Below are 25,706 nucleotides of genomic sequence, written 5' to 3'. Positions count from 1 at the left end.
TTGTCGTGTAAATCGTATTAAATCAACTGTTTTGACACGTTATGCTTGGGCATTAGCTCAACCAACTCCCCTTGCATCACGTATAAAATCGCAGCTCGCACTTTAAGCCCTTCGTCGGAAAATAGCGCAGCATAACGTTCCAGTTGCCCACGATAATTCTCCTCAGCATGACGCTCCAGGAAATCCCGTGGATGTGCATCATTACAGCACACAGTCTTATAGTCGATAATCCAGCGCTCGCCTTGAAACACAAACGTCCTGTCGACAATGTGATTCACCTGTCCACCATCATCCTGCAGACGGCTCGTCAGCGGTTTCTCGGCATGCGCTTCTTGATGTTCACTCAAGATCCACTTACCGATGTCCGACTCTAGCACCGCGCACAATGCGAGCAGCGCACGTTGTGCACCTTCGATAGCATATTGATGAGAAAAACCCTGGCTATGCAGCCAGGCTTCGCAAGCCGGTTGTAGCGCGGCGCAGCGTGCTACCGGCCATAATGCCAAACCGTCGTTCGCGATCATTTCAAGGTAGCGGTGAACGAGCGTACCCGTTGCCGCATCCAGCGAGATGTCTGATTTATCACGGTCGAGCTTAACAACAGCTCCGGCCCTGGGGTTTGGCGTGCAGTGATTCCGATGTTTTGAGTGGCCGGCGATCACTGGACTGTGCAAGCGCACGAGTGGCGCTACGAACTCGTCCTGCTGGCCAATCTGCGGCACCTCTATATTGTTCGGCACCGAGGCTAGTGCAGCTCGTACAAATGCCTCCTTAGCCGGGCTGTGCCATAACAGCGACAGCAGGCTCCCCTTTGCCGGCTCGAATTCACCGCCTTTTTCCTTCAAGGCTCCGAGCAGATAAAGCTTTTGACGCGCGCGCGTCACTGCCACGTAGAGCAGGCGCTGCGCCTCGAAATACTCGCGTTTGGCCTCCATCCGCTGCAGCAGCTTATAGACCAGGTCTCCCTTATCACCGGCGCCGGGGTCGCCTTCTGTGTCCTCGCTGGCCTTCGGCGGCACAACAGCCGGAATAATGCACGTGCCTGCCGTCGGTAAATCAAGACGCTCCCACAACATCAGGCGCCTGTCCGGTGGACGGGGAGATTGACCGAGTCCCGGTACGATGACGCAATCGAATTCCAGGCCCTTCGACCTGTGGATCGTCATTAACTGAACCCGGCGAGCTGCGGCGTCGGGATTCGGACTTGAATACAGCTTCTCTACACGTTCAACCAGCAATTCCAGATCAATGTTGCCGGAGCGTGTGCATTGTCCCAACAAGGTGAAATAGGCGTTCGCATCCTGCAGGTCGGCATCGGTGCTTAAGCAAACCGGGCCGCCAAGGTGTCGCCAGATTTGCTCGATCCAACGAGCATGCAGCTGCCGCCCCTGGTGGGCGAAGGCCTCCTCCAATACCAGGCGAAGATGCAGCAGGCGCCGCTGCCCATCCTGTGACAAGGTTGTAAAACGTCGATCGTCATGCATGAGCTGCCAGATCGTGCTGTCGTGATCGTCGCCGGCCAGGCAGTGCAGGTCGTGGAGTGTGAGACCACACCATGGAGCGCGCAGGATCGCCAGCCAATGCACGCGGTCTGCACGGTGCGACACGGCGTGGGTGAGCGACAGAAGATCCTGGACGACCTGGCGGCCTGAGAGAGACTCTATTTCGACCGCCTGATAGAGCAGATCAGGGCGAAGTTGCCGGATCGTGCCTACCAGATCATTCAGGTGGCGGCGGGCCCGAACCAAAACGGCAATACTTGCCAATGGATGAGCAGCGCGCGTTGCCTCGATGATACCAATGATGCGGTTGGTTTCGTCGCTCCCGAGCGCTTCCTCGTCTTGACCCGCATGCACGGAATGAACGCTGACTTTCGCATGGCCACATGCCGGGCGGTCTGTCGAGCATGAGGCATAGCTGACGGCGCCGGCACGGGCGTCTGCCTGTTGTGGAAAGACAAAAGGAAAAACAGCATTGATCCAGTCAACGATGACAGGATCGGAACGGTTATTTCGATGTAAGCGCAGGTGTTCAAGGCGGATGTCTCCGATGCCTTTGCGCGCAACGTCCAGGAACAGGCCCACCTCCGCTTTGCGGAAGCGGTAGATCGATTGCATCGGGTCGCCGACGACGAACAGCGTCCGTCCGTCGCCTGGTCGCCAACCCCGCGTCAGCGCCGCAGCCAGCGCGACCTGCCCGGGGCTGGTGTCCTGGAACTCGTCGATCAGCAGGTGCGAGATGCGGTGCTCAAGTGCCAGGGTCAGATCCGTCGGTGCATCCTCGGTGCCGAGCGCACCCAGCGCATGCTGCGCAATGGCGACGAAGTCGACCGCGCCGACCTGGCGAAACACGAGCGTGAGGCGGGCTTCGGCCACCGTCAGCAGGCGGTCCATTATGTCGACCATCTCCCAGCTGTCCTGGATCGCACTCGGCTGCGGCAGGCTGCGCAGTCCATGCAGGCATGTCGCCGCCTCAACTGGCAATTCACCCAGCAGATGCAGCAGGTCATCGCGCATCGCCTTGGCTTGTGGATCTCCAGCAGGAAAGCCGTCCGGCCGTCTCAACGTGCGGCGAACCTTGCCATCGGAAGTCAGAAGCAGCGACGCGAGCGCCTGCCACGCCGCCAGTTCGCTGGCCTGCCCCGTCAGCACTTCGTTCCAGTCAAGGAGCGCGGCAAGCTCATTGTTTGTCGACGCGGCAAAGCGCGCCGCAGGCATGATCCGCTTTTGTACCGGCGCATCGAGGATATCAGCGCCTTCGCGGAGAATGCTTGCCACCAGCACGTCCAGGCCCTGCTGTGCACCGGTGCGTACGTCCTGTCCGTTCGCTCCGTGGCAATGCCACTGGTCGCGCTGTGCCAGCATGCTGGCCAGCATTGAACCCAAAGTGAAGGTGTCGTTATGGAAGTAACGCAGGGCGCTGCGGACACACTGGGCATCGGCATCCGTCCCCTCTACCATGGCAAGGGTTTCCTCCGCCGCGATTCGGTAGTAGCGCGTGGCGTCAGGCTCGACTTGTGGCTGGTGGCCGAAACGGCTCAGGTAAGGCATCTGGCGCACAAGGTTGCCGCACAAGGCGTCGATAGTCAGGATGTTGAGGCGCCCGGGATGCTCGACCAGGTCCCAGCCACGTACCCGGTCACACTCGAGCACAGCGCTCGCCAGGTCATACGTTGTCTGCCGGTGCGGTAGCTCATCGCCAGGCCGCGGCCGGGTTGCTGCCATCCCCAGGCTGGCCACGATCCTGCTGCGCATCTCGCCGGCGGCCTTGTTCGTAAAGGTCAAGGCAACTACCTCTTCGGGATGGTCGACGCGGGCCAGCAGCGCCAGGAATCGCTGGGTCAGCAGTTCGGTTTTCCCCGAGCCGGCCGGTGCCTGGACAATGAAAGACTCGGGGTCGAGCGCACGGTGGCGCGCGCGTGCATCTTCTTCGAGCGCCGGGGTAAAGCGTGCATTGTGCATCTCAGAATTCCTGTCGTGACGGCTGATTGCCATGGCCAACGGGCTCGTTCAATAGCCCCATCCGGTACGCTTCGCGTTCGGACAGGCGCAGGAGTGGCAGTACTTCGCAGTAGTCCAGCCCGTTCATACCGTCGATACTGACGCCGGCCATCCCGCGCGCGAACTCGTCAGCCACCGCTTCGATGCGCTCCTGCCAGTGCACCTGCAACGCTTCCCAGTCAGCAAACGCAGCAAACGGCGCGCCGCGCACATGGTGCATGCCGCGCACGCGGTCGACGAAGTTATCGGTAGCGCTCAGGCCCAGGAATCGCGATTCCCCCAGGCGCACTTTGCCATAGACCAGCGCCCCGATTTGCACTGTCGGCGTCGTGTTCGACAGGGCAAGCGCATAAATGGGCAACTGGGGTTCGATGATGCGCGTCGCAGCCCAGGTATGGATACTCCCGGGAGTTCCGGTTTTGTAATCGATGACGACGAGCTTGCCGTCCTGTTGGTCAATCCGATCGATCCGCAATGTCAGCGCCACCGGGCCAATCTGGTGCTTGAGTTCGCGCTCGCACTCGAGAACGACAAAATCCGCGCGGCATATTTCCGCTTGCAACCACTCACGCAGCAGCCGGGTCAAACGCAGCACTTCCAGTTCGCGCGCACCAGCCGGCATCGCGTCCGAGCGGGCCTCGTATGCTTCCAGGCTCGCAATGACCGCGGCATGGATTTGGAGGTCAAGTGCCCCCGGGGCGGCTGCCAGATCCGCCAATGCCTGCCTGCTGTCCACCTGGTTCCAGAACCACTCGAGGGCGTCGTGCACAAGCGTCCCCCGTTCTTGCGCTCCTAGTCCCGCTTGCGGCCGTTCCAGTGCGGCAGCGCCGAGACGGTACTGGTAAAACGCCCATGCCGGGCAGACCGCCTGCGCGCGCAGCAACGACACACCACCTCGTACACGTTCGTTTTCCTGAAGTGCCGGACCGGCCGCGTCATCGAGGCACTCGAGGGCCATGCCCCACCGTGCCGGCGTTGTTCCTACTGGTGCGGCAGTCGGGCCATCGGTCGCCAACACAAAGAGCGGGCTGTGGCGCAATTCCTGCGAGCCGTTCATCAGCGCACATGAAAAGTGCACCACCGGTGCCTGGCATTGCAGGCGGCGCAGGATCGTGCGTGCATAGGCCAACTGCACCGCAGCGCAGGAGTTGGGGATGCCGTGCGATCGCTGCAGCGCGACGGGAATCAGGGGATTCGGCGCAGGCGCCGGCGGCCAGGCACCATCATGCATTCCCATGACCCACAGGGCATCGAAATGCAGTCCGGTGCTCTCGAGCATGCCGACGACATGCACCGATGGCGTGCCACGAGTCTGCGGTTGAAACATGCGTTCCCCACATAGCGCGTGCAGGTGCGCCAGAACCTGCGAGAACGGCAGCGCGCCGATGATCTGGTCGGCACGGGCAAAGCGGTCGAGCAGCTCGGACCATGCCTCTCGCGCCTGGTATTCATGGCTTGACAGGGTGCGGCACTCCCGGGCACCGCTGCCGGCCCAGCCTGCCGCGTGCAGCAGAGCGCGCACGACCTGTGCCCACTCGGACGGCAAGCGCGCCTCACCGGCACAGATGGCGGCATGGTGGAGCAACTGCGACAGGTGCTGGAGTGCCATGGGACATGCAAGCCTGGCCTGTACACTCGGCCTGGAGGCGAGTGTGACGACCTGTGCAACGCTGAGATGGCGCCTCAGCCGCCGGCGCACTTGCGCATCGAGTACCGAACGCGCATCGGTTTCGTTCACGCTGTCTGACCAATACGGGTTCAGCAGCAGGCTGGTCAGGACTGGCTGCTCAATTTCGTCCATGTCGTTGGCAAAGCCGAGCAGCTGCAATGCACATGCGACGATCGGCGTGTCGGCTAGCGCGCGGCCAAGTGAAAAGTTGTAACGGCGTGGATGTTCCGCAAATGCCGGGCCTGCCAGCTCGGGGTGCAGTGCATGTTCCAGCTCATGTTCAAGATGGTCGCGCACGCTGCTCAGGTCGGGAACGACAATACCGATTCGCCATGATGGGTTCGTTGCCAGCTGAGTGCCAGCCCAGCGTACAGCCGCCCGACATTCAGCGCCGACATCCTGGAACGCGATTACTGTTGGTGCACCGGCGGATTGGTTTCCCATGGGGGAAGCAAGCATCGTCGCATCGAGGGCGGCGCGCAGGCGCTGATGAAGCGGGTTTAGCTCATTAAACCCGGCGAACACGACGCGTGAGCGCATACGCAGCGCGCCCTGTTCGAGTGCTCCCACGACCGCTTCACGACGATCGACGGCAACGGTCCAGCCATTCTCGCCAAGCCTGCGCTGGAACTCCATGCGCCACTGTGCAAACAGCTGAGCCTCTCGCGACATTGCATCTGGCCATGAATCAAGAGCCCATATCCGTGCAATGGCATAGGCATCCGCCGCTTTGACCGCCATCGCCGCGATATCGAACAGAGGGGTATCGTCGAGGTTGATGCTGTCGGCAATAACCTGCTGCCATAGCAGCTTTTCGGCAAACGCATCCAGCAGGATTGCCGCCGATATGACGCCTGACAGCATGGCTTCCTCACCAAGCTGATCCATCCAGGCTTCGAGTGCAAAGGCCTGAGGCGTGTTCCATACCGCAGCAGCATGTTCCGGAATTGCCGAACGCAAGGTCTGGGCAAGCCGGTTCGTGGCACAAAGGATGATTGGACTTGTCATGGGGTGGAAGACTTGACGAGAAGAAGCTGAAGTGATTGCCGCACAGAAAGTATGGCCAAGGCATTTTGGTTTGTCTATTCGTGTGACCCGGAAACCGGCCAGGCGGCCCGATTACCTGTCTATTCGCCCCTTGCCGTTGCAGTCGCGACACACCTTTTTTATCAGCTTATCTACACCCACGAAAGCATGGACGTCCTCATCCCGGACGGCCTGGTGCGACACAACCGGTCGCACCCCTCCGTATGATGAGTATCTCTTAAGGAGATGCTCTATGAAAACCCGCCGCCGCAGTGCTTCCAACCCTTCCCCGGTCAAGGAGATTGATTCGATCAGCGAGCTCTGGATGTTGCGCATCCTCGTCCCCTTGTCCGGTCATAAAGACTTTGTCATGCGGAATGGCTTTTCGGAGGACACGGTAGCCCGTTTTATCGGCGTAGGAGACTGGCTGGACAACGATGAGCTCGATTTTGACAGCGCTGCCGTTCGCACCCAGTTGCGGGAATTGCATGTCGATGCGGAAGCACGTGCGGCGCGCCTTGCACCGTCTCCCGGATTGCGTGCCAACATGGCACGGCTTTCCCAGCTGGTCGGATTGTCGGAGATCGACTGTCGCATCCTCGAGTTCGCCGCGACGATCCACCATGACCGGGTACTCGACGACTGCGCTGACACCCTTGGACGGCTCAACTCGCTGAAGGTTATCGACGCACTGGCTACCATCCTGGCTCTCGACCGCCGCTGCGTGCAAAGTGCGCTCAGCTCGCAAGGCCTGCTGGCCCGCTCCGGCCTGCTGGCGATCGACCGGGGAAGCAGCGGCTCCCTGCGCAGCAAACTGGATCTGCTCTCCGACAGTTTTGCGGACATGATCCTGGGCGAAGAAGCAGACCCAATGGCCCTGTTGAAGGACATGGTCAGCCCCAGCTCGCCGGCACTGCTCGACCTGGCCGACTACGAGCATCTCGCAGAGTCCCTTGCCCTGTTGAAGCCATATCTCGAGCAGGCACTGCTCACTGAACGAGTGGGCGTCAATATTTTCCTGCATGGTACCCCGGGCACCGGCAAGAGCGAACTGGCGCGCGCGATGGCTCAAGCATTGGAATGCCAGTTGTTTGAAGTCGCCAGCGAAGACACCGATGGCGATCCGGTGCTGGGAGAACGGCGCCTTCGTGCTTTCCGCGCCGCGCAGAGTTTTTTCTCGCAGCGCAAGGCCATGATCCTGTTCGATGAAGTGGAAGATGTCTTTAACGATGGCGACCGTGTGTTTGGCCGCAAGAGCACGGCGCAAAAGCGCAAGGCCTGGCTCAATCGCACGCTGGAGCAGAATGATGTCCCGGCGCTGTGGTTGTCCAACACGATCGACGGCATCGATCCTGCCTTCCTGCGGCGTTTCGATATGGTCATCGAAATGCCGGTGCCACCGCGCAAGCAGCGCGAACGGATCGTGCGTCATGCCTGCGCCGGCATGCTGGACGACACTGCCGTGCGCCGCGTCGCGTCCTCGCAGCAGCTGGCACCTGCGGTCGTCAGCCGCGCGGCCAACGTGGTGCGCACCATTGGCGGGCGTATCGATTCCGCATCTGCGGCGCGCGCCGTCGAGTTTCTGATCGACCAGTCGCTCGAAGCCCAGGGACTCGCGTCGTTGAAGCAAGGCGATGCAGCACGCCTGCCGCTCGAGTATGACGCCGCGCTGCTCAATGCAGGCACTGACATGCTGCAGCTTGCCGAGGGACTTGCCGCAACGCGTGCAGCCAGGCTTTGCCTGTATGGTCCTCCCGGCACCGGGAAGACTGCCTATGGCCGCTGGCTGGCCGAACGGCTGGGGATGCCACTTTTGCTCTATACCGCGTCCGACCTGGTATCGAAATGGGTGGGCGAAAGCGAAAAGAATATTGCCGCCGCATTTCGCCGGGCCGAAAGCGAAAGCGCCCTGCTGCTCATCGACGAAGTCGACAGTTTTCTGCAGGACCGTGCCCATGCGCGCCAGTCCTGGGAAGTCACGATGGTCAACGAAATGCTGACGCGGATGGAGGCATATTCCGGTGTGTTCATCGCGTCGACCAACTTGATGTCTGGCCTCGATCCCGCTGCGCTGCGCAGGTTCGACCTGAAAGTCTGCTTCGATTTCCTGTTGCCGGATCAGGCGGCACTGCTGCTTGCACGTTACCTCGCCAGCCTCAAGCTCGAGCCCGCGACGGCGGCTGAACTCGGCAAGTTGCGCTCGCTGCGTAATCTTACCCCTGGCGATTTCGCGGCCGTGGTCCGCCAGAATCGCTTCCGCCCGGTCATGTCGGCGGCGGCTTTCGTCCAGGCACTCATGCAGGAATGCATGCTGAAATCGCCGGTGTCTTCGGCAATCGGATTCCTGCCCTAAGGGTGTGGAGGCAAAGCCATGCGAAACGATACGCCTCCAGATTGCACTCCTTCGCCATCAAGTTGTGCGCGCCAGATTACGGAACTTTCGAGCCGCGAGGCCGACCGCATGCTGGCGGAGGCCGAAAGAGCTCGCCGAGCTGAAATCGACCGATATTGGGCGCTATGCAAGGCCAGCCCGGCCCAAGCGGCAGCCATAGCTGCCAATGCGGCGCCGATTGTCAGCGATCTTTTTCATCTTGCCAATATCTCGCATTCGGGTCCTAAACCAAGCGCTATCGCAAGCTTATCGAAAATGACAAGACGCCTGCTTTCGCTCGATGCAATCCGCAATTCACTTGCCCATCCTGCGCGCGCGGATGGCGATCCAGTTGACGCATTCTGGGAGGACAATCAGGCAGTAGTGGGCCTGAACATGGTGAACGGAATCACTTTCCTCGTCATACGGTTCGACGGCCCGCTATTCAATCCCTCCACGGTTCCTGATTGCGAAATAACCAGCGGAGACAATTTGTATTTTGCACGCCATCGGGAAAGCATCGGCGATGCGGGCGAATTCGAATTCCTCATGGCCTATGTGATCGGCAGTACGGACGACAATGGCAACTGGCAAACCATGCAGATTGATCCGGCGACCAGGCGCAGCCTGATGAGAGACGTACAGGCCATGGAGACTTTGGTGGAGCGGGGCCGCCTGGACCAAGAATGCCTGGACATTCAACTTTTACCTACTTTCCCTACCGAGAGCGATGCGCTGATCGCACAGCTCCGCTCCCGTAAGACCGCACTGCGCCGCGCGGGCGCGATGAAACCCGAACAGCAGGCGATTGTTTACCGTCGAACCCGTTCCCTGAAGGAGCAAATGGAGCAGCTTCGCCAGGACCGGATGCAGGCGGAAGACGAGCTTAATTCTCTTCGCAAGCAGATCGATGAAATCGAGGCGTATTCACTGGAAGAGGAAACCGGTTTTGCACGATGGGATAAGGTCCGTCATCGATTTACTGGTCACGAAGGGACGCTTGAGATCGTCACTGCTGGTGGATTGGCGCAGTTCCGCCTGCGCGGCACGATGATGTACGTCACAGAAGAAATCCGGCTTGGAGAGTGGGTCCGCGTAACCAGGAGGTAGACGGCATCTGCAGCTCTCAATCTCTGCCTCGGCCGAATACGACCGTCCGCTGCGCAGCCTGCGAGCGCACTAATTCAGCGATCGCAGCTGCGATTTTGCGCCCGCCCTGCTGGGAAGGTTCGATTGGCGAAACCGGTGAGTAATCGCCGGGGTCGTTACAGACCAGTCGAAGATCGAGCAAAGGCAGTCCTCTTTCTGCTGCTTCGCGCAGGATTACATCGTTAAATACAGCCAATGCGGTGCGCAGGCCCGATGAGAGACCCGGCACACCGTCATAGATGGTTGAAATCGCTACTGGCAAGCCCAGTGCCAGTACTTGACCGAGCATACGCTGGTACTCGATGCGAAAGTCGGCTTGCCATGACGCCAGCATTTCGGTGGCCTCGAGAACTGACTTGACACTCGATTGCATGTGTCCGATCAGCCCCAGGACGTTATTGCCACCGCAACTTACGACGACGTGCGTGGACTCGGCCGGCATGCCAACCAAGCGACTTACCTTCGTCCGCATGTCCTCCAGCACGTCGCCATCGCGTGCAAGCAGAATGACACGATGGCCCTCCCCCAGCAGCGCCTGCAATTGCGCCTGGACTTCACATCCCGGTGACACGTATGAGACGTTGTCGAAGATCGAGTCGCCCAGCAGAAAAATATGACGCATGCAAAACCCCAAAAAGTCTAGATCTGGTGCAAGGTATAGGAATTGTCTTCGTCGATCTCGAAGAACAGTTCGCCAACAGCGGTGTCGGGCGTATCCGTCCACAGGGTGACAAGGGCCGCAAGTTCCTTTACCAAACCGTCAAGCTCGGTATTTCCTTCCATTGCGCTCCTCAACTCATCGCGGGTCACTCCAGGCAGGAAAAGTGGCGCCAGGGCGAGCTTGCTTTCAAGCCCGATGTGGGGATGCCCCCCGAGCCTGTCGTGGACCACTCTCTGCAGTCTTTTGACATCGGGGTGGTAACGCGCATCCACCACCGACAATTGAAACGTCTTTGGTGAAGTGCGGCATTCAACGCGGCATGCGATGAAGCCATCTTGCGGTTGCCCGACGCCAGCCGCGCCATCCAGGGCCAGTGCGGCAGTCGGGCTGGCATATACCGCGTGGCGCCGCGAAGGTTTATCCTCTGGCCGCGTGAATTCCCACATATTATCGACAAAATACGGGACATTTCCCGGCAGGCGAGCGCCGGGATACCGCGTGTGAACTTTCTCAGCTTTGTATGCAGCACGTGGTACGGCGCGAAAAATGGTCATGATCACTCCTTGGTTTGAACGCGTGCGAATCTAACAGCATCTTCGTAGGGGAATATTTCGTCCCACCCGTGAACAATCTCAGTACGTGCCCAAACTGTTCCACCGCCATGTATGCTGCTGACGACCTCCGCAGCTTACGCCGGGACGCGACAATATGTGTCGCAAGGCGATCAGCTAGGCATAGTTTGCCGCCATGGCGATTGCAATTGCTTTCAACTCAGCGCGAAGCTTCGCCGGGCGATGTACCTCGACGGCCGCGCCAAAACCAGTGAGCCAGAAAACAAGCGTACGTGTAGAGGCAACGGTCGCTGTCAAATGAATCGACCCGTCGTCCTGCACTTCGAGTACCTGGTCAGACGATAACGGTGTTTCGAAAAGATGCTCGCCTACAGGGCGTTGGAATGTCGCACGCAAGACGATAGGGGGGCCGGTCAGGAAACCGAAGGCGCCAGAGGCGATAAAAGCATCCAGGTCGAAGTCCGGGCTTCGTCTTGCAGACGTGTAAATGAGTTCAGCCTGTTTAACGCGATGCAAGGCAAGCGTGCGTACGTCTTTGTATTCCGCGAAGGTGCACACCAGATAGATGATTCCGCCGCGCTGTACGATCGCCAGGGGATGGACAACGGGGTAAACCGTTACAACCTCCGCATCCCGCTTCTTATAACTTAACTTGAGTTGGAGGTCTTTCATCAAGGCCTGGTAAACAGTGCGTTGACAATGTTCATCAAGCGCTGGGGCCTGCAGAGGCTGCAGCGGGGCTATCGTGCGCACCTTGCCAAGCCAGGCCTTTGAACCGGCTGATTGCTCCATGGCGTTGAGCACTCGTGCTGCGGAGCGAAATTGGGGCTGCAATGCGTCCAGTGCTGCAGGAGGAAGGTGGTTGCCAAGATGTTGCTCGACCAGCGTCAGCGTCAGCGCGTCAGGAATTGACAGTCCTGGAAGGTCGAAGCTGGATGCCTCGCGTTGCCAACTCCAGCCATACGGTTTTTCCCGGTCGTCGGATATCAGCGGAAACAGAGTCGATAACTCGACCAGGTCACGTTGGACGGTACGCGTAGTTACCTTGAAATCCGCATCGCAAAGCTGCCGCTGCAAATCCCTGACGGCGATCTTGGCAGGCGCTCGCGGTATGAGGCGGAGCATCGTCCAGTGACGGAGAAGCGTTAAGTTAGCTGTCAAGATTGTCTATTTTCAGAACACGGATGGCACGATCAAAGCGGCTTACCAGTGTACACCTGGATCATGCGAGATCTGGGAGTAGGCAATTGAAAGTTCGGTGCACCAGGACTGTATCTGGTTATCGCCACTCAAAAATTTCTACTTATCACGCTTTTGCTCGTTACGCCATCCCCCTCTTCCTGCACGCACACCTTTGTGATCCATTGTTGGCGCGATCTGGAATACGATGCGCCCTACCGGTTCCGTTGACAACACGCGATAACCCAGGATGCGGCCGCCGAAATGAGAAGGTTCATTTTGTGCAGTATGGAGGTAGAGGTCGCCACCAATCAACGCCGAGGCTGCCGCCTCTGACACGTCCCAGTCCCCAGTTTCATAGATCAACGGCGTATCGGAGATTCGCTTTACCTTGTTGATCTTTTCGATGAAATGAATAGCTTTCATAACTTTCCTTCCATAATGCAGGCATCGAAGACAACGCCTAACCTAGACAATAAATGCTGCCTTCCAGACTAACGTAAACACCACGGCTTTTATCCACGGCGCTGTACTGCATGATCCGCTAAAATTCAAAGAACGAAATAATGCGTATCCGTGACCCTATCGACCCCAGCCTCCCCAAATACAGCAATACCATCCCGGCAAGCTCATCACCACGCAGGTTAAATCGATTTCGCCAGTTTCTTCCTGGATAAACTTGGCTTTGCGAAGTAGCTTAGCATACTGGCTGCTTATACTCTGAAAATGAAGACGAACCATATGGCTGATCATTAAAAGCACTAGTAACCACTTGGGAAGCTACTGGACTACAGCAGGTTGCGGTGCCCTCGTGGAGTCCCACCATTTAATCTGGCGATTGTCAGGCGATTGCCGAACACTGCACCTGTATCGATGTAGTGTACGTTTCCAAGCACGATTGGCCTCGGCACGGGCGTGTGCCCGACAAATATTTTGGACACGCCCGCCACGCCAGAGTCATCCATCTCGGTGATACGCTTGCGGCTGTAAAGACAAGTATCAGCGACCTGGGGTGCATCATCGCTTTCCAATTCCCAAATTAACGCTTCCCACGACGCAAATGGACAGTCACCATGCACAATGCCAACCAGGCCTGACCAGGTTTCTATTTCCAGAACTACAGGAAGTGCATCGAACTGGGCAGCAATGCTCTCCTGGTTCGGGAGATCAAGCTCCAAGAACCAGGCGCCACCATTTTGTTGATAGTCCAGGTAATCCAGGTCGCCGACGAGATAGTCCAGTGCCATCTGCTCATGATTGCCGCGTACAGCGTAAAACCAAGGCCGGGTTAGCCATTCGGCGACCGCTGCTGACTCAGGACCACGGTCGACCAGATCGCCGACACTGAACAGGCGATCAACGTCACCATTGAACTTGAGTCGATCCAGCTCTGCCTGCAATTCACTAAAACAACCGTGAACGTCGCCCACGACAAAATCACGGCCGACTTGATTCGCATTCACGCGTCGAACGAAAGAGGTCATATAAGAAAGTATCTGCTGTGAAATATTCTAGAACGCAAGCGTTGCAGTGCTTGTTGCGCCAGCATCGGGTCGCCAATAGACCAGCCACATCTGGCCCTATGACTGCTGCCGACGCTCCCACGCTACCGGAACGGGTGCCTGCATGAGCATCGGGATGCTCATGCGCCGTAAGACCAATTATGAAACCCGATGCGACAGCTAGTGTCGCATCGGGCACTGATACTGAGGTGAAACTACCGTATTAGGACACGCTGCCTTTGGGCCTTCGAAAGTTCAGCGCCGCCTGGTGATCCAGTCAGGCGCACAAACAGTGCAACAAAGCTCTCCCAAAGAGCATGGAACATACAGATCCGCCCCATTCGCTTGTTGAATCACGTGCTTTTGAGTAAAAACGACGGAAGAGACTGACGCTGTTCTGCATTTGATTGATCAGGAACGGCTCGCAGGTCCAGTAGCCATTCACGCATAACGATTCCCGCATTGATCTCGAGAACGATTTCATCGTCGCAGAATTTGCGTGGAGGATAGCCGGTGTAGCGATGATTTCCGCGCCTACCATGGATGAAACCGCTGTACCAAGAGGCAGCCACCGGACGGGGCATTCTCGAGAACAATGCTGCATGGGGTTCCGAAGTGATCTCCACCAGGTACATGATGCCCTCGTGAATTTCCCATGTCGCTACATAGCCCGTCGAGGTAAATGGTGTCACCCGCCTTGGAGGTTGCACTGGCAACAGCACTAGGTAATCTTCAAGGGGGTGTACGTCGATCTTGTATATGGCCGCGTTGATGTGCAAGCAGTCGGGAAAAATGGTACTCATCTTCGCACTCAGGTCAGTTACGCCTTATGACCTAGGATCATTTACGTTAAATGTCGAAATTAATGAGCAGAATGCCAAGGTGGCCTTTCGTTCAAATTTGGGGCGGAAATCGCGCATCGAGTGCCGCTTTAAAGGCAGGAACTACTATGCCTCTGTTAAAAGCCCAGGCAGGATCGTTCCGCATATTGGCAAAATGGATGTTGAGATTCGAGGCATAACCGTTCGCGATGACCACACGCTCAGTTTCAGTGACGAAGAAATCAACGAACGCCGGTATCTCGGCGATAACGGCTGGGGCATCGATGAGCTCTGCATTCTCGGGCGCCCACAAAAGTTTCAGCGGATTCCCGTAATGCACATCATATCCGAACCAGCCAAATTTCGGATACCGTGTTGCATCTCTCCACGTGTCGTATGTCTTGGCGTTATACGTGTACAGTGTTTGATCCGTGACAACAATCATGAATAGGGAAAGGATGAAACGTGCGCGATCCACTCCCGGAATACCTGACAAATCTTCTTCAACTCGTTGCCAATCTTCACCTCCAAAAAACTGCGCGCTATCCAAACGGAAAATCTCATCGATATGCCTTGGGGTCGTCTCAAATCGTAGCCTCCTGAGCTGGAGGGGAAACCTCAAATAAAAATAATCATGCATTTCTTATCCCTTCTGCCTTCGAACTATTGATCAGAACTACAAGTTTTTATTTTCCATCTACATGCTTATTCGGAATTACTCCGAACAACTGTAGCATCTGTGCTTCGATAAACTGTCGAAAAAATTTCATCAGAGATAGAGTAACGAGTGGCGTTGTAGCGCAAGACTTTATGCTACGCCTAACGCCGATCCAATGCTAGCGCGCTAGCGTAGCGAGGCAGTGCGGTCCGATAGCTTGTGATAGCAACTTGAATCGCTTCTTGCCTTTTTACTCAAAGAACACGTCTGAAGCCGGATTCATCCCTGACGAACGAAAGCTCCACGGCACTCAACCGCAGTCTGCACGGAGCAGCGTCAGTTGCCTTCTCATCTCCGCCTGCTCGCGCCTCCAACTTTTCATCACACTTCGCACCACCTCCGTTCCGGGCGCCAGCACCCTTCCCATCCACCGATCCCTACCCCACAAAAAAACTTAAAATAATTCTAGACGACCGGTCTACTTACTGTTATCTTGTCTCCATGGGTGCAGCAAACAAGCGATCCGCACCCATGACAACACCCGGTCGAGCTTGCCTCAACCCAAGACGACCGGTCTAATTCAAATCTAACTTATTGGAGTAACACCATGAAAAAAGTCCTGATGGTTCTCACGTCCCACGATCAACTCGGCAACACCGGCCGCAAGACCGGCTTCTGGCTCGAAGAGCTGGCCGCGCCCTACTACGCCTTCAAGGATGCCGGCGTCGAAGTCGTGCTGGCTTCGCCGCTGGGTGGCCAGCCGCCGCTGGACCCGAAAAGCAATGAGCCATCGTTCCAGACCGACCTGACGCGCCGCTTCGAAGCCGATGCTGCCGCCAACGCGCAGCTGGCTTCCACGCTGCGCCTGGACAGCGTCGACCAGGGCCAGTTCGACACCGTGTTCTACCCGGGCGGCCACGGCCCGCTGTGGGACCTGGCGGAAGACCGCCATTCGATCGCGCTGATCGAATCGTTCCTGGCCGCGGCCAAGCCGGTCGCCCTGGTCTGCCATGCGCCCGGCGTGCTGCGCCACGTGACGACGCCGGCCGGCCGTCCGCTGGTCGAAGGCAAGAAAGTGACCGGCTTCACCAATACCGAAGAAGAAGGCGTGGGCCTGACCAACGTGGTGCCGTTCCTCGTCGAGGATGAGCTGAAGGCCAAGGGCGGTATGTATTCCAGCGGTCCGGACTGGGGTTCGTACGTGGTCCGCGACGGCTTGCTGATCACCGGCCAGAACCCGGCCTCGTCGGCCGAAGCCGCGGCGCTGCTGCTCGAGCAACTGGCCTGATGCGCCGATGCGGCGGGGCGCCCTTCCCGGTGAAGGCGCCGCGCCAGCATCCGGCAGCGTCCCTGTACGACCCAAGCGTCTTGAAGCATTCCGTCATCCCTCACTTTCCTGGAGCCTCATCATGAACAAACTGAACCGCATCGTTACCGCACTCGCCCTGTCGTTCGCCGCCGTCGGCGCGCAGGCCGCCGCACCCGCCCCCGTCAAGAACGTCGTGCTGGTGCACGGCTTCTTCGCCGACGGCTCCGGCTGGAAAGGCGTGGCCGACATCCTCACTCGCGACGGTTTCAACGTCACCGTCGTGCAACAGCCGGAAACCTCGCTGGCCGACGACGTGACAGCGACGACGCGGGCGATCGATGCCCGGCAGGGGAACAGCATCCTGGTCGGCCACAGCTATGGCGGCGTGGTGATCACGGAAGCGGGCAACCATCCGAAGGTCGCGGGCCTGGTGTACGTCGCCGCGTTCCTGCCCGATGCCGGTGAAAGCCTGAAGGACCTGGCCGACCGCATTGCGCCGGCCACCAAGGGTATCCAGGCCACGGCGGATGGGCACCTGTACTTCGATCCCGCCCGCTTCCATGCCGATTTCGCGGCGGACCTGCCGGCGGCCGACGCCCGGTTCATGGCGTATTCCCAGGTCATGCCGGCGGTCCAGGCGGCAACCACGGCCGTGTCGCAGGCGGCATGGCGGAGCAAACCGAGCTGGGCGATCATTTCCACGGCCGACCGTACCGTCAGTCCTGAACTGGAACGCACGATGGCGAAACGCGCCGGCAGCAAGACCGTCGAGATCGATGGCAGCCACGTCGCCTTCATCGCGCATCCCGAGAAAGTGGCCAGGGTGATCGAACAGGCAGCGGCCGCGGCCGGCAAATGAGCAAACCCGAACTATTTCGGCCCCACCCTAGACGACTGGTCTATTTAAACGTATAGTGCTCCCATGGCTAAAGCACATACCAACGAATCGTCCGACGTCCGCGACAATATCCTTGCGGTCGGGCAGCGCATCATGTCCGGCAAGGGGTTCTCGGCCGTCGGATTGAACGAGATCCTGACGGAAGCAAAGGTGCCGAAAGGCTCCTTCTACCACTACTTCGGTTCGAAGGATGCCTTCGGCGAGGCATTACTGTCGAGCTACTTCGAAGACTACCTGGCCGACATCGACACGGTGATGGGCCAGCCCGGCGTGACTATGGCAAAACGCCTGCTGGACTATTTCGACATGTGGCGCGACAACCAGTCCTTCCTGGATTGCCAGGGCAAGTGCCTGGCGGTCAAGCTCGCCGCGGAAGTGGCCGACCTGTCCGAAGCGATGCGCACCGTGCTGAACCAGGGAACTTCGGCGATCATCGCGAAGCTGGCCGATGCCATCGAACAGGGCGTGGCGGAAGGTTCGCTGGCGGTCGACGACAGCCCGAAGCGGATCGCCGAAAGCCTGTACCAGCTGTGGCTCGGTGCCAGTGTCATGGTCAAGATCGTGCGCGGTACCGCACCGTTCGATTCGGCCATGGCGGTCACGCGCCAGATGCTGCATCTGGATCACTCATCTGGATAACCAAGCTGCCCAGTTTCAACCAATAAGCTGGCCCGAGAGGCGGGCCAGTTCCAACACTTCCCGCGAAGTGTTTTTTTAAACCCATGCACTAGTCGACCGGTCTAATTCATCCGGCTGATCCAGACAAAAGAAAGAACGTCATGTCCATCGCAACCTCCATTCGTACCACCCAAACTGTTCCGCTGTTCGACGGTCCCTACTACCTCGGCATCGGCGGCCAGCTCGTAACGGCCGAGGCCAGTTTCGACGTGTTCAATCCCGCCACCGGCAAGCCGCTGGCCCAGGCACCTGCCGCGAGCATCGCCCAGCTCGACGACGCCATTGCCGCCGCGCGAACCGCGTTCGAGTCCTGGTCCACGATCGGCTACGACCGGCGCCAGCAATACCTGGAAGCCTATGCCGACGCACTCGCCGCGCACCGCGACGAACTGGCCCGCCTGCTCGTGCTGGAACAGGGCAAGCCGCTGAAGACCATGGCCGAGCCCGAAGTCGACCAGGCCATCTCCTGGATCCGCCAGATCGCCGCGCGCCGCATCCCCGTGGAGATCGTCGAGGAAACCGACAGCCATGTCGTCGAACTGCACCACACGCCGCTCGGCGTCATCGGCGCCATCACGCCGTGGAATTTTCCCGTGCTGCTGGCCTTGTGGAAGGTCGCACCCGCGCTCATCACCGGCAATACGATGGTGATCAAGCCGTCGCCCTTCACGCCGCTGACCTCGCTGCGCTTCGGCCAGATCGCACAGTCGGTCCTGCCGCCGGGCGTGCTGTCGGTGGTGTCCGGAAACGATGAACTGGGGCCGCACATGACGGCGCATCCGGACATCGCCAAGATCAGCTTCACGGGCTCCACGGCCACCGGCAAGCACGTGATCCGCTCGGCGGCCGGAACGATGAAGCGCGTCACGCTGGAACTGGGCGGCAACGACGCGGCCATCGTCATGCCCGATGCCGACTGGGAGTCGATCGTGCCCCAGCTGTTCTGGGGTGCCGTGGGCAACTCGGGCCAGTGGTGCGTGGGCATCAAGCGGCTCTACGTGCACCGTTCGTACCACGCGCGCTTCGTCGACGCCTTCGTCGCCTATGCGCGCCGGCAGAAACTGGGCGATGGCCTGGATCCGGAAGTCACCGTGGGGCCGGTGCAGAACCGCATGCAGTTCGAGAAGGTCAGGACCTTCCTCGACGACATCAAGGCCAGGGGCTACAAGGTCGCGCTGGGTGGCGAAGTGGATCCCGGCCGTCCAGGATATTTCATCCCGGTCACCGTGGTCGACAACCCGCCGGAGGACTCGATGATCGTGCAGGAAGAACAGTTCGCCCCGATCGTGCCGATCGTCGCCTATGACGACATCGACGACGTGGTCGAACGCGCCAACGCCAGCCCCTTCGGCCTGGGCGGTTCGGTGTGGGGCCGCGACACGCGGGCCGCCGTCGCCGTCGCCAACCGTCTCGAGACCGGCATGGTGTGGGTCAATGAAATCCATACCCAGGGCGTGGACATCCCGTTCGGCGGCCACAAGCAGTCCGGCCTCGGCACGGAGCACGGCAGCGAAGGGCGGCAGCTGTTCACCAATCCCAAGACCGTCCTGATCCACAAATCCCGGTCCTGATGCCGTCCATCGATTTCGTCCACCGCTAACCAGCGTGCCCGGTTTCAAGCCGGGCACGCCAGGAGAAAAATACCGTGTCCGTCCAATCCACTTCCCCCCTCAGCGCGTACCGGTTGGCGCCCCCTGCCGCCGGTACCGCACCGAACCGCGCCACCCTGTCGATGGCGGCGGCGATCGCCTGCGTGGTGCTGGTCGCGCTGACCCTGCGCCCCGGCATCGTGTCCATCGGCCCGCTGCTGCCCGCCATCATCGGCGAGTTCGGCCTGTCGCATACGCAGGCGGCGCTGCTGACGGCCATCCCGACATTACTGATGGGCCTTCTGGCGGCGCCGGTGCCATGGCTGTCGCGGCGCTTCGGGCGCGACCGCGTCATGCTGGCCGCCCTCGGCCTGCTGACCTTGTCGACCCTGGTGCGTGCCTTCGCCGATTCGGTGGCACTGCTGTTCGCGGCGACCGTCGGCATCGGTGGCGGCATCGCGATCGCCGGGGTCCTGATCGCCGGTTTCGTGAAGGCCGGTTTTCCGAGGCAGGTTGCGATTTTCATGAGCCTGTATGCGACCGCGCTGGCGCTGGGCAGCACGCTGTCGGCGGCCGCGACGGGAACGCTGGCCGCATGGACGGGCGGCTGGCGCTGGGCCGCGGGCGTGTGGGCGTTGCCGGGCTTGTTCGCCCTGCTGGCCTGGCTGTTCGTCGCGCGGCGCAGCCCGGCATCGGCGGCCACGCCGGCGGGGGCGCAGCGCTACGGCATGCCCTTTCGCAACCGGACGGCATGGCTGATCGCCGCCTTCTTCGCCTGCAACAACTTCGTGTTCTACGCCTGCATTTCCTGGCTGGCGCCGATGTACGTGGAAGCCGGCTGGACACCTTCGCATGCGGGCCTGCTGCTGGCCACGTTCACCCTGGCGTTCATGGCGGCCAATCCCGTGTTCGGCTTCCTGAGCCGCGACGAGGACCGCCGGCTCCCGCTGGCGCTCGGTGCCGGCACGGCCCTGGCGGGCATCCTGGCCATGGCGCTCGCCCCCTCGGTATCGCCGTACCTGGTGGTGGCGGTGCTCGCCTTCGGCACCGGCGGCTCGTTCACCTTGTCGATGACGCTTCCTCTCGACAATACGCGCCATGCCGAGGAAACCGGTGCGTGGAACGCCTTCGTGCTGCTGGTCAGCTATACGGTCGCCGCGGCCGGTCCGCTGGCGGTGGGCCAGCTGCGCGATGCCAGCGGCGGCTTCCACTCCTCGCTCTGGCTTCTCGTCGCGGTGGCGGTGGCCATGGTGGCGCTGACCCCGTTCCTGCAACCGCATCGCCATGACAGCGCGGCCGGGCGCTAAACTGCCGGCATTCGCATCGAACCACAAAGGAAGCTGAATGAACGACCACATCGCGGCGGTACCGCTGGAGAAAGCCTACCGCCTGCTCAATCATGGACCGACCGTGCTGGTCTCCGCGCGGCACGAAGGTGTCGACAACGTCATGGCGGCGGCGTGGGCCTGCGCGCTGGACTATGCGCCGCCCAAGCTGACCGTGGTCCTCGACAAGGCTGCGGCGACCCGCGCGCTGGTCGAGAACAGCGGGCGCTTCGTGATCCAGGTACCCACCGTGCGGCAGCTCGACCTCACCTACCAGGTGGGCCACCGCAGCCTGGCCAGTGAACCGGACAAGCTCGCGCGCAGCGGCGTGGAGCTGTTCGGCATGCCCGGCTTCGACCTGCCATTCGTGGCCGGATGCTCGGCATGGCTGGCCTGCCGGGTACTCCACGAACCCCGCAACGAAGCGGCGTACGACCTGTTCATCGGTGAGATCGAAGCCGCCTGGTCGGATACCCGCGTGTTCAGGGACGGCCACTGGCAGTTCGAAAGCGCCGATCCCGGCCTGCGCAGCCTGCACTACATCGCCGGCGGATTCTTCTACGCGATCGGCGATGCGATGCGCGCCGGGGAACCGGCGCCGGAATAAGTTCGGGCCGTGGCAGGCGGCCTAGCGGCTGCCCATCTTCGTGAACATCCTGTTCATGGTGGGCCGGTCGATCGCCTGCATGTCGACCAGCTTCAGCGATTTCACCATGTGCAGCGTCGCCGACTTGTACTTCAAAAAATGCGGCGTCTTCAGGTGCGCCTCGTAGGCCCGGCGGTCTGCATACATTTCCAGGATCCTGAATTCGGTATCGCTGTCGCGCTCGAACATGGGGAAGATGGCGATCACGCCCGGTTCCAGCCTGACCGACGCCTCCGCTTCCTCGGCGAGGATCGCCTTGTACTGGGCGAGATGTTCCGCGTGCACCTGGATTTCCGAGATCCGCACCATCATCTCCTGCCCCTGTGCCTGGCCCTGCGCATGCGCCAGGCTGGCGGCGAACAGCAGCCACGCCGGCACCAGCGCGGCAAGAAGTCCCCACAGCCGTTGCGCCCATGGCAGGGCAAGGGGTTGCCGGCGTTCGACCGGGCGGGTGGTAATGGCGTTCATGCTGGCCTTCTCGGGTTGATGATCAACGGGTGTCGTGCCACGGCCGGCGGCGCGTTGTTATGCCAGCCCGATGCCGGCCCGATGCCGGCCCGCATGGCCAACGGAGTTTACTTCACCTGGCTCTCGAGCTCCGGGATAGGCCGCACCACCAGGAACAGGTACGACATCGCGCCGGCGAAGGCCATGGCGGCGCCCGTCAACAGCGCCGGCACGAACGACCACGTCTGCGCGATATAGCCGGTCAGCACGGGGGCCAGCGCGCCGCCCAGGAAGCCGCCGAAGTTCTGCAGCGCGCCGAGCGATCCCACGCCGCTCGGCGGCGCCACCACCGTGGCGAGCGACCAGGCGCAGGCCGACGACGCGTTGGCGAGGAAGATCACGATCGAGATGCAGGCCACGGCCACCACGTTGCTCTCGGCCAGTGCCGCCGGGATCGTGAAGGCGACCATGCCCAGCGTGGCCACGACCACGGCGTTGCGGCGGCCGGCCACCTTCGATGCCGACATCCGGGCGACGCGGTCGGAAGCCCAGCCGGCAACCAGCGCGCCCGCGAAGCCGCACAGGAACGGGATCGAGGCGGCGATGCCGGCCTGCGCCAGGTCCATGTGGCGCTCGGTGCGCAGGTAGCCCGGCAGCCAGGTCAGGAACACCCAGTTCAGGTACACGGAGCCGAAGAAGCCCAGCATCATGCCCCACGTCGCCCGGTAGCGGAACAGTGCCCGCCAGGTGGCCAGGCCGCCGGGCGGCGCGGGCTGGCCGGCGTCGTCCACTTCGAGATAGGCACGCTCGGCGGCGGTCAGGCTGTCGCGCACCGGATCGCGGTAGATGCCGATCCACGCGATCGCCGCCACGATGCCCAGCGCACCGGTCACGAAGAAGGCCCAATGCCAGCTCGTGGCGGCGATCAGCGGTGGCAGGCATAGCGGCGCCAGCGCCACGCCCAGCGGCGAGGCGGAATTGAAGATCCCCGTCGGCGTGCCGCGCGAGCGTGCCGGGAACCAGTTGCTCACCACCCGCGCCGCTGCCGGGAACTGCGGCGCCTCGCCGATGCCCAGCGCGATCCGCACCACCAGGAACCAGCCGAACGTGGCGGCCAGGCCGCCGGCCGCCTGCGCCAGCGACCACACCACCAGGCCGATGCCGAGCAGCCAGCGCGGCCCTACCTTGTCGACCAGTATGCCCACCGGCAGCTGGCACAGCGCGTAGCTCCACGAGAAGGCCGACAGCAGCACGCCCATCTCGCCCAGCGTCAGGCCGAGATCGGCGCGGATGTATTCGTTGGCCACGGCCAGCGTGGCGCGGTCCAGGTAGTTGATGACGCCGCACACCACCAGCAGCACGAGCGAAATGGCCTGGCTGCGGCGGATGCGGGGTGGAATGGTGTCGGAGGCCGGGCGGTTGGGCATGGTGGGATGGCAGCCTGGCCCGCGCTGGCGGCGGCAGGTCGGCTGCTGGAGGTCGGTGAGGGAAAATGACGGCGAGTATAGTTCACCGGCACGGCCGTGGACAAAACTTCGCGGCGGGCCGCCCCTCCCGCTCTCGCAGGCCGCCGGCCAGTTCCCCTTCCGCCGCGTCGCTACCCCGCCGCCGCCCCGCTCCCGGTCCCTTTCAGTGGCGGCACCGCCGCCACGCTGGCCGCACTGCTGATCGCCTTGGCGACCGGCGCGTCGAACTCGTAGCCGCTGGCGTCATGCACTTCCCAGCCGCCCTGCCCCGTCAGGCGCAGCACGTGGGTATGGTGGCGCAGTACCGCGGGCCGGTGCGCGATGCTGATCAGGGTGGTGCCGCCTTCGCGCAGGCGCTCGTACAGCGAGGCTTCGTTGGCGCTGTCGAGCGCACTGGTGGCTTCGTCGAGGATCACGATGCCGGGGCCGTGCACCAGCACGCGGCCGAAGGCCAGGCGCTGCTGCTCGCCGACCGACAGCAGCTTTTCCCAGTCGCGCACGGCATCCAGGCCGCCAACCCGTTCGGCCAGGTGCGGCAGGTGGACTTGTTCCAGGATTTCCAGCAGTTGCTCGTCGTCCAGGCTCGATTCCGCGCTCGGGTAGATCAGCTGGCTGCGCAGCGTGCCGTGCTGCAGATAGGGCTGCTGGGGCAGGAAGAAGAAGTCTTCCATGGGCGGGTGATGGATCACGCCGCTGCCCGTGTGCCACAGGCCGGCGATGGCGCGCAACAGCGAACTCTTGCCGCAGCCGCTGTCGCCGGTGATGAGCAGCGCATCGCCGGGCTTCAGCACCAGCGACAGTTCCTTGATCAGCACCCGGTCGGACTGGGGCGGGTACAGCGTCAGCGCTTCCAGTGCGAGGTGTTCGCCGTCGCGCTTCTCGATGCGCGGGTGCTCGCCGGCGGCAGCGGCTGCCGGCCTGTCGTTCGGCAGCACGAGGTCGGACAGCGCCTGCAGGCGGCCGATCCCCGCCACGAAGCGGCTCAGGCTCTCGAAGTTGTCGACGATGATGCCCACCGCGGCAAGCACCGCGGTAAACGCGCCCGCCGCCTGGATCGCCCGCCCTACTTCCAGCCGGCCCGACAGGACGCCCTCGGCCAGGATCACGAAGGGCAGCACCAGCGTGAGCTGGCTGAACGTGCGCTGGAAGAGATTCAGCGAACGCTGCTTCCTGATCAGCCGGGCAAAATTATTGATCACCTTGTCGAACTTGCTGTCGATGTGCGCGCGCTCCTGGGCCTCGCCCCGGTAGAAGGCGATGCATTCGGCATTCTCGCGCAGGCGCATCAGGCTGAAGCGGAAGTCCGCTTCGCGCCGCAACTGCCAGAAATTCAGGTGGATCAGCGGCGTGCCGAAGACATGCAGGGCCACCACGGTGCCTACCAGCGCATACACGGCCAGCACGCCGACCAGCACATGCGAGATCGACCACAGCACGGCGCTGAACGCCACCAGCTGCATGATCGAGCCCAGGAAGATCAGCAGGAAGTGGATGGATTTGCCCGTGAAGGTGTTGATGTCCTCGCTGATGCGCTGGTCGGGGTTGTCGATTTCGCCGTCGGCCTGCAGCTCGTAGTACTTGCGCCGCTTCAGGTAGCCATCGAGGAATCGGCCGGTCAGCCAGCGCCGCCACTGGTTGGCGAACAGGTCGCGCATGTAGTAGTAGAACGCATAGATCGGTATGGCGAACGCCAGGATGACCAGGCAGGTGCGCACCGAGTCCCAGAAACGGTCGCCGTTCTTGCCGGCCAGCGCGGAGGTCATCTCGCCGGCCTGGGTATTCAGCATGACGGCCAGCTGGGTCTCGACCAGCATCAGGGCGATCAGCAGCACCAGCAGGAGCCAGGCCTGCTTCCGGTTATCTTCCAGCCAGTAGGGTTTCGCCACGCTGAGGAACTGTTTCCATGCCGCGAGCGACAGGGCGGGAGCGCGCCGGGTGCGTTTCGGTGGCGCCGGGGTGTCGTCGAGCGCGGCATGGGTTGCAGCGATCTTTGCGGCACTTTTCACGGCATTTTTTGCGGCGCTTTTTGCAGCATTGACCGCACTGCTTTTTGCGCTGGTTTTTACGCTGTTTTCTGCGCTGGGTTCTGCGCTATTGTTCGCGCCATTCGCCGCGGCCTTGGCCGCGGCATTCTTCGATACGGGAGTGGGCGTGCGCATGTCGATGGTTCCATTCATCGGCGAGGATGCGGACGTGCTTCCTCAGCCGTACCGCCAGCATACGAGCCGGAATGGAACCGT

At 61.2% G+C, this 25,706-nt stretch carries 20 protein-coding genes; 8 read left to right on the top strand and 12 right to left on the bottom strand.

Going from position 1 to position 25,706, the window contains the following annotated elements; all coding sequences use genetic code 11:
• Positions 1-17: 17 nt before the first annotated feature.
• Positions 18-3,461 carry an exodeoxyribonuclease V subunit beta gene (locus OU994_RS07395; protein ID WP_281610225.1) on the bottom strand — a complete coding sequence of 1,148 codons (3,444 nt, stop codon included), beginning with the start codon at positions 3,459-3,461 and terminating at the stop codon, positions 18-20.
• Between the two features lies 1 nt (position 3,462).
• The gene (locus OU994_RS07390; protein WP_281610224.1) at positions 3,463-6,177 is read right to left on the bottom strand and encodes a PD-(D/E)XK nuclease family protein; all 2,715 of its coding nucleotides are present in this window, start codon (positions 6,175-6,177) and stop codon (positions 3,463-3,465) included.
• A 271-nt stretch (positions 6,178-6,448) separates the two neighbouring features.
• Here OU994_RS07390 and OU994_RS07385 point away from each other — a divergent pair, with 271 nt between their 5' ends.
• Together OU994_RS07385 and OU994_RS07380 are read left to right on the top strand one after the other, a co-directional pair.
• Entirely contained in the window at positions 6,449-8,548 is a 2,100-nt protein-coding gene (locus OU994_RS07385) for an AAA family ATPase (RefSeq protein WP_281610223.1), read from the top strand.
• Between the two features lie 18 nt (positions 8,549-8,566).
• Entirely contained in the window at positions 8,567-9,676 is a 1,110-nt protein-coding gene (locus OU994_RS07380) for a hypothetical protein (RefSeq protein WP_281610222.1), read from the top strand.
• Between the two features lie 16 nt (positions 9,677-9,692).
• On the opposite strand, the gene OU994_RS07375 is transcribed toward OU994_RS07380, so the two are convergent.
• The 7 genes from OU994_RS07375 to OU994_RS07345 all read right to left on the bottom strand — a co-directional run bounded on the left by OU994_RS07375 (position 9,693) and on the right by OU994_RS07345 (position 15,090).
• Entirely contained in the window at positions 9,693-10,337 is a 645-nt protein-coding gene (locus tag OU994_RS07375) for an SGNH/GDSL hydrolase family protein (protein WP_281610221.1), read from the bottom strand.
• Positions 10,338-10,354: 17 nt separating this feature from the next.
• Positions 10,355-10,930, bottom strand: a complete 576-nt coding sequence (locus tag OU994_RS07370; RefSeq protein ID WP_281610220.1) for a hypothetical protein — start codon at positions 10,928-10,930, stop codon at positions 10,355-10,357.
• A 174-nt stretch (positions 10,931-11,104) separates the two neighbouring features.
• Positions 11,105-12,109 carry a YafY family protein gene (locus OU994_RS07365; RefSeq protein ID WP_281610219.1) on the bottom strand — a complete coding sequence of 335 codons (1,005 nt, stop codon included), beginning with the start codon at positions 12,107-12,109 and terminating at the stop codon, positions 11,105-11,107.
• Positions 12,110-12,247: 138 nt separating this feature from the next.
• Entirely contained in the window at positions 12,248-12,553 is a 306-nt protein-coding gene (locus OU994_RS07360; protein WP_281610218.1) for a hypothetical protein, read from the bottom strand.
• A 362-nt stretch (positions 12,554-12,915) separates the two neighbouring features.
• Positions 12,916-13,611, bottom strand: coding sequence for a metallophosphoesterase (locus OU994_RS07355; RefSeq protein ID WP_281610217.1), 696 nt, complete (start codon positions 13,609-13,611; stop codon positions 12,916-12,918).
• Between the two features lie 371 nt (positions 13,612-13,982).
• Positions 13,983-14,432: a hypothetical protein gene (locus OU994_RS07350; protein ID WP_281610216.1), complete on the bottom strand. Its 450-nt coding sequence runs from the start codon at positions 14,430-14,432 to the stop codon at positions 13,983-13,985.
• A 91-nt stretch (positions 14,433-14,523) separates the two neighbouring features.
• Complete coding sequence (locus tag OU994_RS07345) at positions 14,524-15,090, bottom strand: hypothetical protein (RefSeq protein WP_281610215.1); 567 nt, start codon at positions 15,088-15,090, stop codon at positions 14,524-14,526.
• Positions 15,091-15,715: 625 nt separating this feature from the next.
• Here OU994_RS07345 and OU994_RS07340 point away from each other — a divergent pair.
• From OU994_RS07340 to OU994_RS07315, 6 genes are all read left to right on the top strand, one after another.
• Entirely contained in the window at positions 15,716-16,396 is a 681-nt protein-coding gene (locus OU994_RS07340) for a type 1 glutamine amidotransferase domain-containing protein (RefSeq protein WP_281610214.1), read from the top strand.
• 121 nt (positions 16,397-16,517) lie between these two features.
• Complete coding sequence (locus OU994_RS07335; RefSeq protein WP_281610213.1) at positions 16,518-17,276, top strand: alpha/beta fold hydrolase; 759 nt, start codon at positions 16,518-16,520, stop codon at positions 17,274-17,276.
• Between the two features lie 63 nt (positions 17,277-17,339).
• Positions 17,340-17,954 (top strand): TetR/AcrR family transcriptional regulator, encoded by a 615-nt coding sequence (locus OU994_RS07330; RefSeq protein WP_281610212.1) that lies wholly within the window; start codon positions 17,340-17,342, stop codon positions 17,952-17,954.
• 140 nt (positions 17,955-18,094) lie between these two features.
• Positions 18,095-19,564, top strand: a complete 1,470-nt coding sequence (locus OU994_RS07325) for an aldehyde dehydrogenase family protein (RefSeq protein ID WP_281610211.1) — start codon at positions 18,095-18,097, stop codon at positions 19,562-19,564.
• A gap of 74 nt (positions 19,565-19,638) precedes the next feature.
• Complete coding sequence (locus tag OU994_RS07320) at positions 19,639-20,889, top strand: CynX/NimT family MFS transporter (RefSeq protein WP_281610210.1); 1,251 nt, start codon at positions 19,639-19,641, stop codon at positions 20,887-20,889.
• 37 nt (positions 20,890-20,926) lie between these two features.
• On the top strand, positions 20,927-21,514 hold the full coding sequence (locus tag OU994_RS07315; RefSeq protein ID WP_281610209.1) for a flavin reductase family protein: 588 nt from the start codon (positions 20,927-20,929) through the stop codon (positions 21,512-21,514).
• 21 nt (positions 21,515-21,535) lie between these two features.
• Here the strand turns inward: OU994_RS07315 and OU994_RS07310 are convergent, their stop codons facing one another.
• From OU994_RS07310 to OU994_RS07300, 3 genes are all read right to left on the bottom strand, one after another.
• Entirely contained in the window at positions 21,536-22,021 is a 486-nt protein-coding gene (locus OU994_RS07310; protein WP_281610208.1) for a putative quinol monooxygenase, read from the bottom strand.
• A 107-nt stretch (positions 22,022-22,128) separates the two neighbouring features.
• A complete protein-coding gene (locus OU994_RS07305) occupies positions 22,129-23,427 on the bottom strand; it encodes an MFS transporter (protein ID WP_281610207.1) in 1,299 nt (432 codons plus the stop codon).
• A gap of 170 nt (positions 23,428-23,597) precedes the next feature.
• Positions 23,598-25,352: an ABC transporter ATP-binding protein/permease gene (locus OU994_RS07300; protein WP_281611598.1), complete on the bottom strand. Its 1,755-nt coding sequence runs from the start codon at positions 25,350-25,352 to the stop codon at positions 23,598-23,600.
• Positions 25,353-25,706: the final 354 nt, after the last annotated feature.

The sequence above is a fragment of the Pseudoduganella sp. SL102 genome, assembly GCF_027856995.1.
GTDB lineage: Bacteria > Pseudomonadota > Gammaproteobacteria > Burkholderiales > Burkholderiaceae_D > Rugamonas > Rugamonas albidiflava.
This window is presented reverse-complemented; position numbering and strand designations above follow the sequence as displayed.